Source organism: Promicromonospora vindobonensis (assembly GCF_042685865.1).
In the GTDB taxonomy this organism is placed as follows: domain Bacteria; phylum Actinomycetota; class Actinomycetes; order Actinomycetales; family Cellulomonadaceae; genus Promicromonospora; species Promicromonospora vindobonensis.
In genome coordinates this window covers 2,001,674-2,010,926 of the sequence record NZ_JBHUOG010000001.1, presented here as the reverse complement: position 1 = coordinate 2,010,926, position 9,253 = coordinate 2,001,674, and the positions used below count along the sequence as shown (strand labels likewise).

General features: G+C 72.1%; 9 protein-coding genes, 1 tRNA gene and 1 other RNA gene. 7 read left to right on the top strand and 4 right to left on the bottom strand.

Annotation, left to right across the window (positions count from 1 at the left end; all coding sequences use genetic code 11):
• Nucleotides 1-7: 7 nt before the first annotated feature.
• Nucleotides 8-271: a hypothetical protein gene (locus ACFS27_RS09110; protein WP_377182134.1), complete on the top strand. Its 264-nt coding sequence runs from the start codon at nt 8-10 to the stop codon at nt 269-271.
• Between the two features lie 301 nt (nt 272-572).
• Here ACFS27_RS09110 and ACFS27_RS09105 read toward each other — a convergent pair.
• Nucleotides 573-657, bottom strand: a tRNA-Ser gene (locus ACFS27_RS09105).
• 174 nt (nt 658-831) lie between these two features.
• Here ACFS27_RS09105 and ffs point away from each other — a divergent pair.
• The 4 genes from ffs to ACFS27_RS09085 all read left to right on the top strand — a co-directional run bounded on the left by ffs (nt 832) and on the right by ACFS27_RS09085 (nt 3,912).
• An RNA gene (gene ffs, locus ACFS27_RS09100) (signal recognition particle sRNA small type) lies at nt 832-928 on the top strand.
• Nucleotides 929-1,304: 376 nt separating this feature from the next.
• Nucleotides 1,305-2,189 (top strand): MetQ/NlpA family ABC transporter substrate-binding protein, encoded by an 885-nt coding sequence (locus ACFS27_RS09095; RefSeq protein ID WP_377182132.1) that lies wholly within the window; start codon nt 1,305-1,307, stop codon nt 2,187-2,189.
• A complete protein-coding gene (locus tag ACFS27_RS09090) occupies nt 2,189-3,253 on the top strand; it encodes a methionine ABC transporter ATP-binding protein (RefSeq protein ID WP_377182130.1) in 1,065 nt (354 codons plus the stop codon). Before ACFS27_RS09095 ends, ACFS27_RS09090 begins: the two co-directional genes overlap by 1 nt.
• Entirely contained in the window at nt 3,250-3,912 is a 663-nt protein-coding gene (locus ACFS27_RS09085; RefSeq protein WP_377182128.1) for a methionine ABC transporter permease, read from the top strand. The genes ACFS27_RS09090 and ACFS27_RS09085 overlap by 4 nt, the downstream gene beginning before the upstream one ends.
• A 5-nt stretch (nt 3,913-3,917) precedes the next feature.
• Here ACFS27_RS09085 and ACFS27_RS09080 read toward each other — a convergent pair whose 3' ends face one another.
• Genes ACFS27_RS09080 through ACFS27_RS09070 form a run of 3 tightly spaced genes read right to left on the bottom strand, consistent with a single transcriptional unit; the run spans nt 3,918 to nt 6,024 of the window.
• Nucleotides 3,918-4,715 carry an ABC transporter permease gene (locus ACFS27_RS09080; protein WP_377182126.1) on the bottom strand — a complete coding sequence of 266 codons (798 nt, stop codon included), beginning with the start codon at nt 4,713-4,715 and terminating at the stop codon, nt 3,918-3,920.
• Nucleotides 4,712-5,467 carry an ABC transporter ATP-binding protein gene (locus ACFS27_RS09075; RefSeq protein WP_377182123.1) on the bottom strand — a complete coding sequence of 252 codons (756 nt, stop codon included), beginning with the start codon at nt 5,465-5,467 and terminating at the stop codon, nt 4,712-4,714. The genes ACFS27_RS09080 and ACFS27_RS09075 overlap by 4 nt, the downstream gene beginning before the upstream one ends.
• Complete coding sequence (locus tag ACFS27_RS09070) at nt 5,464-6,024, bottom strand: TetR/AcrR family transcriptional regulator (protein WP_377182121.1); 561 nt, start codon at nt 6,022-6,024, stop codon at nt 5,464-5,466. Before ACFS27_RS09070 ends, ACFS27_RS09075 begins: the two co-directional genes overlap by 4 nt.
• A 113-nt stretch (nt 6,025-6,137) precedes the next feature.
• Between ACFS27_RS09070 and ACFS27_RS09065 the strand changes: the two genes are divergently transcribed.
• On the top strand, nt 6,138-8,828 hold the full coding sequence (locus ACFS27_RS09065; protein WP_377182119.1) for a DNA polymerase III subunit gamma and tau: 2,691 nt from the start codon (nt 6,138-6,140) through the stop codon (nt 8,826-8,828).
• A complete protein-coding gene (locus ACFS27_RS09060; RefSeq protein ID WP_377182117.1) occupies nt 8,825-9,250 on the top strand; it encodes an NUDIX hydrolase in 426 nt (141 codons plus the stop codon). Before ACFS27_RS09065 ends, ACFS27_RS09060 begins: the two co-directional genes overlap by 4 nt.
• Nucleotides 9,251-9,253: the final 3 nt, after the last annotated feature.

Sequence of the window (9,253 nt, the reverse complement as noted above, 5' to 3'; positions counted from 1 at the left end):
GAACGCGATGAGCACGACGTGCTACGTCCTCGACGGGAAGCACCTGAAGGTCGTCGACGGCGACAAGTTCGTGAACGAGGGGGTGCCGGTGCACCGGATCGTCCTGCCGAACGGTGACGTGCACCTGGTCGAGCGTCGGGAGATCCAGGTGTCCGGCCAGAAGGACGGCGTCCTGGAGCTGTCGAACGGCGGCGAATGGCTGCGCGCGTACGGGTCGTGGGTCTACGTGGACGGCGTGCCGTACTCGCGTACCGGGTCGTTCACCGTCTGAGCTGACGAACGACAAGAGGCCCGGAACTGGTGGAATTCCAACGGTTCCGGGCCTCTGGCAACTGCGCGGCGCTGATTTCAGGCCCGTCGGGCCCTGGCCACCAACACCATCGACCCGGTCCGCACGCCATTCTCTGCGTGCCACGCCATCTTCCACCGAAGAGCCGGTCGAACCGCGGAAGATGGCATGGCGCGCGGAAGATCGCGTGGTGCGGCGACGACTCCGGTCCCGGCCGCGGTCCACGTCGTCACAAAGCAATGAGCCGGGACATCTATGAACGATGTCCCGACTCATCACACTGCGGAGGATGGGGGATTCGAACCCCCGAGGGCGTTAACCCAACACGCTTTCCAAGCGTGCGCCATAGGCCACTAGGCGAATCCTCCTCGCGCACCACACACGGCGGGCGCGCGGCCGCTGGACCGTAGTCTGGCGCGGCCTGACGAGGATACCGGACGCCGCGCTCGGACAACGAATCGGAGCGCGGAACGGCGCTGTGAGGTGTCGTACAGCGGGTCCGGCGTGGTTGGGCCAGGGTGTCCGGATCGGTTAGGCTTGGGGCAGACCCCTCGTGCGGCACCACCTCGCCGAACTCCCCCAGGGCCGGAAGGCAGCAAGGGTAAGTGAGCTCTGGTGGGTGTGCGGGGGGTCCTTTATTTCCCGGATTTCGGCTCCTCTCCACCATGTGGACAGGTTTTCGTCCAGATCGTGGGATTTTCCCCGAGGCGATTCGCTTCGACGTCGTGCAGTGCCGCACGATGTCCGTATGACCCGCACCTGGACCGCAGCCACGACGTCGCGCACCTGCCGCGACGCCATGTGTGGCGGCCGCGTGCGCGGCGGGCGAATGTGCGAGCGCTGACAGCGCCGCACGTTCCCGCGATCCGCTGAGGACCGCCCCGCACCGTCCCGCGAGCTCGCCACGTTGCTGATGGCCGTGGCCCGCCGCCGTCATACCTCGGTCTACGCCAGACGTAGCCCCACAGCCCTGAGCACCGGCATTCCCCTGCCCGTGCGTCCCGAGAGGACCCCCATGTCTCGCTTCACCGCTGCCCTGTCCGCCGGCCTCGCCGTCGTCACCACCCTCTCGCTGAGCGCCTGCGGCGCCGGCGACGTCACGGCCGCCGCCGGTACCAGCGAGGACCCGGTCCGGATCGGCGTCGTCAACACCGGCGACGCCTACTGGGACACGTTCACCGACCTGGCCGAGCAGGAGGGCATCACCGTCGAGCTGGTGAACTTCAGCGACTACCAGCTGCCCAACCAGGGCCTGACCGACGGCGACCTCGACCTGAACCAGTTCCAGCACCTCCAGTTCCTCGCCGGCTACAACACGGCCTCCGGGCAGGACCTCACGCCGATCGCCGCGACCGCCGTCTACCCGCTGGGCCTCTACTCGCAGGCGCACGACAGCATCGAGGACATCCCGGAGGGCGGGGAGATCGCCATCCCCAACGACGACACCAACCAGGCCCGCGCGCTCCTCGTGCTGCAGGAGGCCGGCCTGATCGCCCTGCGCGACGGCGGGACCGCGTTCTCCACGCCGGCCGACGTGCTCGAGGACGAGTCGCGCGTGAGCGTGACCCCGGTCGACGCCGCCCAGACGGCGCTCGCCCTCCAGGACGTCGATGCCTCGATCATCAACAACGACTTCGTGGGCGACGCCGGTCTGACCTCCGACGACGCGATCTACTCGGACGACCCGGACTCCGCCGCGGCCGCGCCGTACATCAACGTGTGGGCCGCCCGCTCGGACGACGCCGACAACGAGGTGTTCCAGCAGCTCGTCGAGATCTACCACTCCCCGGAGGTCGAGAAGGGCGTGCTGGAGGCCTCGGGCGACACCGGCGTCATCAAGGACAACTCGGCCGCGGAGCTGCAGGAGATCCTGGCCGGCATTCAGGCGGACGCGTCCTGATGTCTGCCGCGACAGGAGCTGCGACGAGCAGCATCGTGCGGTTCGAGGGCGCCTCCAAGGTGTTCCCGGGCCGGCGGCGTGGTGCGGAGGTGCGTGCCGTCTCCGATGTCACCCTCGACATCCATGAGGGCGAGATCTTCGGCGTCATCGGGCACTCGGGTGCCGGGAAGTCCACCCTGGTCCGCCTGATCAACGCGCTGGAGCGCACCACCGGCGGGGACGTGATCGTCGACGGGGTCGCGCTCGCCGCCCTCAACGAGTCCCGGCTGCGCCCGGTGCGCGCGGGGATCGGGATGGTCTTCCAGCAGTTCAACCTGCTCGCCTCACGGACGGTCGCCGGGAACGTCGCCTACCCGCTCGAGGTGGCCGGCTGGTCGCGCTCGCGGCGGGAGGCGCGCGTGGTCGAGCTGCTCGACTTCGTCGGCCTGTCGGAGAAGGCCGGCGTCCACCCGTCCGCGCTGTCGGGCGGGCAGAAGCAGCGCGTCGGCATCGCCCGCGCGCTCGCCACGAACCCGCGGATCCTGCTGGCGGACGAGGCGACGTCCGCCCTCGACCCCGAGACCACGCGCGACGTGCTGGATCTGCTCCAGCGGGTCAACCGCGAGCTCGGCGTCACGGTCGTCGTGATCACGCACGAGATGGACGTGGTCCGCTCGATCTGTCACCGCGTAGCGGTGATGGACCGGGGTCGTGTCGTGGAGGTGGGGCAGGCATACCAGGTGTTCAGCGCGCCCGCCCACGACGTCACCCGGCGGTTCGTCGCCACCGCGCTGCGCGACCGGCCGTCGCCGGAAGTGCTGGAGCGCCTGCGGGCCCGGCACACCGGGCACATCGTGACGGTGGGCGTGGACGAGGTGGCCGGGTCGTCGGCAGTGCTGACGCGCACGCTGCGCGAGCACGGCGTCGACGGGACCGTCGTCTTCGGTGGCATCACCGAGGTCGCCGAGCGGCCGTACGGGTCGCTGACCGTCGAGCTGGTCGGTGACCCGGCCGCCGTGGAGGCCTCGGTGGCGGCGCTGCGCGACGTCACCTGGGTGGACGACCACGGGAGGGCAGCCGCATGAGCGGGGACTGGGAGCGGCTCACGCCGCTGTTGTGGGGGGCCGCGGGTCAGACCGCCTTCATGGTGCTGATCACCCTGCTGGTGGGCGGGTTCCTCGGGCTCGCGCTCGGCCTCGGGCTGTACCTGACGCGGCCGGGGAACCTGCTCGGCCACCGGTTCGTGTTCGCGGTGCTGAACCTCGCGGTGAACGTGGTGCGGCCGGTGCCGTTCATCATCTTCCTGGTGGCGCTCGGCCCGCTGACCCGCGCCGTCATCGGCAAGACGATCGGCATCGAGGCGTTCACGTTCGCGATGTGCTTCATGGCGACGTTCGTCTTCGCGCGGCTCGTGGAGCAGAACCTCGTCTCCATCGACCCCGGCGTGGTCGAGGCCGCCCGGGCCATGGGCGCCTCACCCTTCCGGATCGTACGGACGGTGCTGGTCCCCGAGGCGCTCGCGCCCCTGATCCTCGGGTACACGTTCCTGTTCGTCGGCGTGCTCGACATGTCCGCGATCGGCGGCTACCTGGGCGCAGGCGGCTTGGGCGACTTCGCGATCGTGCACGGCTACCGGCAGTACGACTGGGCGGTGACCGCCGTCGTCGTGGTGATCATCGTGCTGATCGTCCAGGCGGTGCAGTGGCTGGGGAACTCGCTGGCGAGGCGTGCGCTGCGGCGATGAGCTGACTACACGTTCGTGAGGTGCCGCCAGGCGTGCCTGACCGCGAGGATCGCGGCGGGCGCGACGGCTGTGGCGAGCAGGAGGTGGGGCAGGCCGACGGCAGCCGCGGCCTCCGGCCCACCCATGCCCGCCCAGAGGGACGGCGCGGCGTAGGGGAACCATGAGCCGCCGCCGAGCAGCACCACGATCTGCGTGAGTGCGACGACGCCGACCAGCGCACCGACGGTGCCGAGCTGGCTTCGCGTCACGGTCGCCACCCAGGCGAACGGCAGGGCCAGGCCGCCGCCGAGAAGGCCGGCGGCGAGGGCTGTCGAGGCGCCCGCCCAGGCCCCCGGGCCGAAGGTCTCGCCGGAGGCGGCAGTGACAGCGGCCGACGCCGCGACCGTCACGGCGACGGTCAGCACCACGCACGCCGCGACCCACGCCAGCGCGACCAGGCACTTGGCCAGGGCGATCGTGCCCCGCGGCACGGCGAGGCCGAACAGCGCGCCCGCGGTGCCGGTCTCCAGCTCCCGGCCGAACGACCACGCGACGAAGAACCCGCCCGCTGCAAGCGCGGCGACGGACAGGACCTGGGCGCACACCAGCAGGTGCGTCGTGGCGAGGTCGCCGGTCGCATAGTCGGCGAGCTTGGCCGCCGTCGGGCCGACGGCCCGCGGTGAGCGGGCCAGCGCCACCATCCCGACACTCCCGAGCGGCACCAGCACCACCAGCAGCGCGGTCGCAAGGCGCGCCACGACGGAACGGCGCAGCTTGAGGGCCTCGACGGACAGGGCTGTCCTGAGGCGGGCGACGCCGGTCATGCTCGGCCTCCTGGGGTCTGGGCGTTGGTGTCGGTCGCGGCTCGGGTGTCGGCGTCGAGCACCATGGCGAAGAATCGCTGCTCCAGGTCGGTGCCGCCTGGCTCCAGGCGACCGACGTCGCAGCCGGCGTGCAGCACCACTATCTCGTCGGCGATCCGCGCGACCTCGTCGAGGTGGTGGCTCGAGACGAGGACCGCCGCGCCGACGTCGGCCAGGCCGCGGACCAGCTCACGCACCAGGACCACGCCCTGCGGGTCGAGCGCGCTGGTGGGCTCGTCGAGGATCAATGCGGTCGGCCCGTGGAGGGTCGCGCACGCGATCCCGAGGCGCTGGCGGTTGCCCATCGAGAGCGTTCCGGCCCGCGCGAGCCGCCAGGGATCCAGCCCCATCTGCCCGACGGCGGCACTCGCCGTCTGCCGGGCAGCGCGCGTCGGCAGGCCGTGCAGCCCTGCGGCGCAGCGGAGGTTCTCGGCGACGGTCAGCTCGGGGTAGACCAGGGGGGTCTCGACCACGTGGCCGAACCGCATCGCGACGTTGCTGGGCAGGTCAGCCGGGTTGTGACCCAGTACCCGGACCGTGCCACGGGTGGGCCGCAGACGGCCGGCCAGCGCACGGAGCGCCGTCGTCTTGCCGGCGCCGTTGAGGCCGATCAGGGCCGTGACCTGACCGGGTGCTACCGACAGTGTGAGGTGGTCGAGGGCGGTCCGGGCGCCGAAGGTGTGCGAGACGTCGTCGAGCAGGAGGGCGGTCATGGAGTGGCTCCTGCCGGCGCGAGCTGCGCGAGGGCGCGGCGGACGAGGACCGAGAGGTCGTCGGGCGCGGTACCCCAGGCGAGGAGGGCCGCGGTGGTGGCGGCCAGGCAGGCGGCGGTGGCGATGGCGGCGTTGAGGCGGTCGACGCCGTCGGCCACGAGCCGCTCGACGATCGCCTGCTGGGTGGCTTCGGTGCCGATCGCCGCTGCGGCGCGGAGCGAGGGGGACTGTGCGACGAGGGCGACGCGACGCTTCGCGGTGGCATCCTCGGTGGGCGTGATGTCGCCGAGGGCGGCGAGCAGGCCGAGCCGCACTCGTTCCAGAGGAGGAAGGCCGGCCGGCTGGGCGCCGACAGCCTCCGCGATGAGGGGATCGTAGGGGTCGGTGACCAGCACCGCGTCCTTGGTGGGGAAGTGCCGGAAGAACGTCATGGGGGTGATGCCGGCTGCGTCGGCGATCTGGTTCACCGTGGTGGCGTCGTAGCCCTGGCGCTCGAAGAGGTCGAGCGCGGCATCGAGGATGCGGGCCCGGGTGCGAAGGGTGCGGGGTGTGGGCACCCCAAAATGTTAGTCGATAACATTTACCGGAGGCAAGGCCCGCAGGCGCCGGGTGGGGACCACTGTGGATGGCCGTCCTCCGAGTGTGGGTGAGGCCGTCTATCGTTGCGGGGGTGAGCACCGCCCTATACCGCCGCTACAGGCCCGAGACGTTCGCCGAGGTGATCGGCCAGGACCATGTCACGGGCCCCCTCATGCAGGCCCTGCGCAGCGGGAGGGTCAACCACGCCTATCTCTTCAGCGGTCCACGAGGCTGCGGAAAGACGACGTCGGCACGCATCCTCGCCCGCACGCTCAACTGCGCGAAGAACACGCCCGAGTCGCCGATCGACACCCCGTGCGGTGAGTGCCCGTCGTGCGTCGAGCTGGCGCGTGGCGGTTCGGGGTCGCTCGACGTGGTGGAGATCGACGCGGCGTCGCACAACGGTGTGGACGACGCGCGCGACCTGCGCGAGCGGGCCACGTTCGCCCCGGCTCGCGACCGGTACAAGATCTTCATCCTCGACGAGGCGCACATGGTGACGCCGCAGGGCTTCAACGCTCTGCTGAAGATCGTCGAGGAGCCGCCGCCGCACATCAAGTTCATCTTCGCGACCACGGAGCCGGACAAGGTGATCGGCACCATCCGGTCGCGGACGCACCACTACCCGTTCCGGCTCGTGCCGCCGGACGTGCTGTCGCCGTACCTCGAGCTGCTGTGCGGCGCCGAGGGGGTCGAGGTGGGCGCTGGTGTGCTCCCGCTGGTCACCCGGGCGGGCGGCGGTTCGGTCCGCGACTCCCTGTCCGTGATGGACCAGCTCATCGCGGGCGCCAGCGGCGGCGTCGTCGACTACGACCTGGCCGTCGGCCTGCTCGGCTTCACGCACGCGACCCTGCTGGACGACGTCGTGGACGCGCTCGCCGCCCGTGACGGTGGCTCGATCTTCCGGGTCGTGGACCAGATCATCGCGACGGGGCACGAGCCGCGCCGGTTCGTCGAGGACGTGCTGGAGCGCCTGCGCGACCTCATCGTCATCGGCGTCTCGGGTGACGCCGCCAGCGCCGTGCTGCGGGGCATCCCCACAGATCAGCTCGACCGCATGCGGACCCAGGCCGGGCGGCTCGGGGTGGCGGAGCTGTCGAGGGCAGCCGATCTGGTGAACGCGGCGCTCACGGAGATGACCGGCGCCACGTCGCCGCGCCTGCACCTGGAGCTGTTGTGCGCTCGCCTGCTCCTGCCAGGGGCCGACGACGGCGCCGCGGGACTCGCCGCGCGCATCGACCGGCTCGAACGGGGCGGCGCGGTCGCTGCCGGCGGGTCCGCCCCGACCGCCACGGCGGTGCAGAGCCGGGACGCAGCTCCGGACCGCGAACCGGCAGGTGGGCCGACGACGGCCGGGCTCGCCGGCGCCGCCGCCGCACGTGCGGTGCTCGACGCGCGCAAGAATCGGGGCGAGCCGGGCCAGCCGCCGGCTACCCAGGAACAGGCTCCGGCCGCTCCGGCGCCGACTCCGGTGTCGGAGCCGGCTCCCGTGGCTCCTCCCGCCGCAGCGGAGCCGGCGCCCGAGGTCGCACCGGCGCCGTCGACAGCCGCCGAACCAGCACCCGTTGCCCCGGGGCCGGAGCCGGATCCGGCGCCGGTCAGCAAGCAGGCCGCACCAGCGCAGCAGGCTCCAGCGGCGTCGGCCCCGGAGGTACCCGCTTCGGCGGCTGTTCCGGCGGTTTCCCAGGACGTCGAGCCCGGGGTGACGACGGAGACGGTCCGGCGGCGTTGGCCCGAGGTGCTCGGCGCACTCGCCGCCGCCCGCGTGACGTGGTCGCTCGTTGGTCCGAACGCGCAGGTCGCAGCCCTCGAGGGCAACACGCTGAAGCTGGGCTTCGCGGCTCCCGGCCTGGCGCGCACCTTTTCGAACGCGCGGCACACCAGCGCTGTGGAAGAAGCGGTGTATCAGACGCTCGGCATCCGCGTCCGGGTCGAGGCGACGCTCGACGAAGGGCCGCCCGGAGGTGGTGGACCGTCCGCGGGCGGTGGCTCGGGCCGCGGCTCGGGCGGAGCGCCGGCGGGTGGCGCGCCGGCGGGTGGCGGCGCGGCCTCGTCGGCCGGCGAGCCTCGGCGGGAGACGCCGGCGCCCGCTGCCGCTCCGGCGTCCGACTGGCCTGAAGTCCCTCCGCCGGGCGGTGTCGCTACGGCCTCGGCGTCGGCCGCCACGGTCGACGAGCCCTCCGGCGCGGGCCCGGCAGCAGGCCCGGCAGCGATGACGGCCGCACCCAGCAGGCCACCTGCCGCGTCGTCGGCCTCGGCGATGGCACCGGCTCAGGGTGGTGTCGCCGTCGCTGAACGTCCTGAGCCCTCCAGGCCCGAGCCGTCTGGTCCCGAGCGTGGACGTCCGGAACCTTCTCGGCCTGCCGCCAGCCCGCCGTCCGCAGCGAGTGCTGCCGACGAGGCCTGGCTCTCTGGTGCTGCTGCGGCCGAGCCGCCCGCCGACTACGACATGCCGGAGCCCGAGCCCGTCTACGAGGACCAGGCTCCGGTTCCCGCGAGTGCCCCGATGTCGGGGGCAGGCGGTGCACGGGAGGCGCTACGACAGGCGAACGAGCGGCGTGCGCGCGCGGCGAACGGTGCCCCCGCCGAACCGCGTGGCGGTGCCTCGGCGCCCGCGAGTGCGAGCACGGCCGGCACGGCGCCGTCGGCGGACGGGCCCGACTTCTACGACGAGCCGTCTGCCGACGACCCGGACATCACGTCGGCCGGCATGGTGGGTGTGCCGCTCGTGGTGCAGGTGCTCGGTGGAACGGTGATCGAAGAGATCGTGGACCAGACGTGAGTGCGGCTGGCGCGGCGGGCCCGGTCACGACGCTCCGCATCGTCGCGGCCGTCGTGGAACGTTCGGACGGGCGGCATCTGCTCGTCCGCAAGCGGGGTACTCATGCCTTCATGCAGGTGGGCGGCAAGATCGAGCCCGGCGAAGAGCCGTTGGCGGCGCTGCTTCGGGAGTTCGAGGAGGAGGTCGGGGTGCGGCTCGAGCCGGCCGACGTGGAGACCCTCGGCCGGTTCGGGGCACCCGCCGCGAACGAGCCCGACCACGTCGTCGACGCGTACGCCTATCGTGTGCGCCTGCGGCCCGGCACCGAGATCGCCGTCCAGGCAGAGCTCGAGGAACTCGTGTGGATCGATCCTGCCGACCCGGTCACGAGCTACCCCCTCGCGCCGTTGTCGCGCGACCTGCTGACCGCCGCCGGGCACTGAACG

What these genes read in the sequence shown, in the direction of transcription:
- ACFS27_RS09110 (WP_377182134.1), top strand. Translation starts at nt 8, where the DNA reads ATGAGCACGACGTGCTACGTCCTCGACGGGAAGCACCTGAAGGTCGTC.
- ACFS27_RS09095 (WP_377182132.1), top strand. Translation starts at nt 1,305, where the DNA reads ATGTCTCGCTTCACCGCTGCCCTGTCCGCCGGCCTCGCCGTCGTCACC.
- ACFS27_RS09090 (WP_377182130.1), top strand. Translation starts at nt 2,189, where the DNA reads ATGTCTGCCGCGACAGGAGCTGCGACGAGCAGCATCGTGCGGTTCGAG.
- ACFS27_RS09085 (WP_377182128.1), top strand. Translation starts at nt 3,250, where the DNA reads ATGAGCGGGGACTGGGAGCGGCTCACGCCGCTGTTGTGGGGGGCCGCG.
- ACFS27_RS09080 (WP_377182126.1), bottom strand. Translation starts at nt 4,715, where the DNA reads ATGACCGGCGTCGCCCGCCTCAGGACAGCCCTGTCCGTCGAGGCCCTC.
- ACFS27_RS09075 (WP_377182123.1), bottom strand. Translation starts at nt 5,467, where the DNA reads ATGACCGCCCTCCTGCTCGACGACGTCTCGCACACCTTCGGCGCCCGG.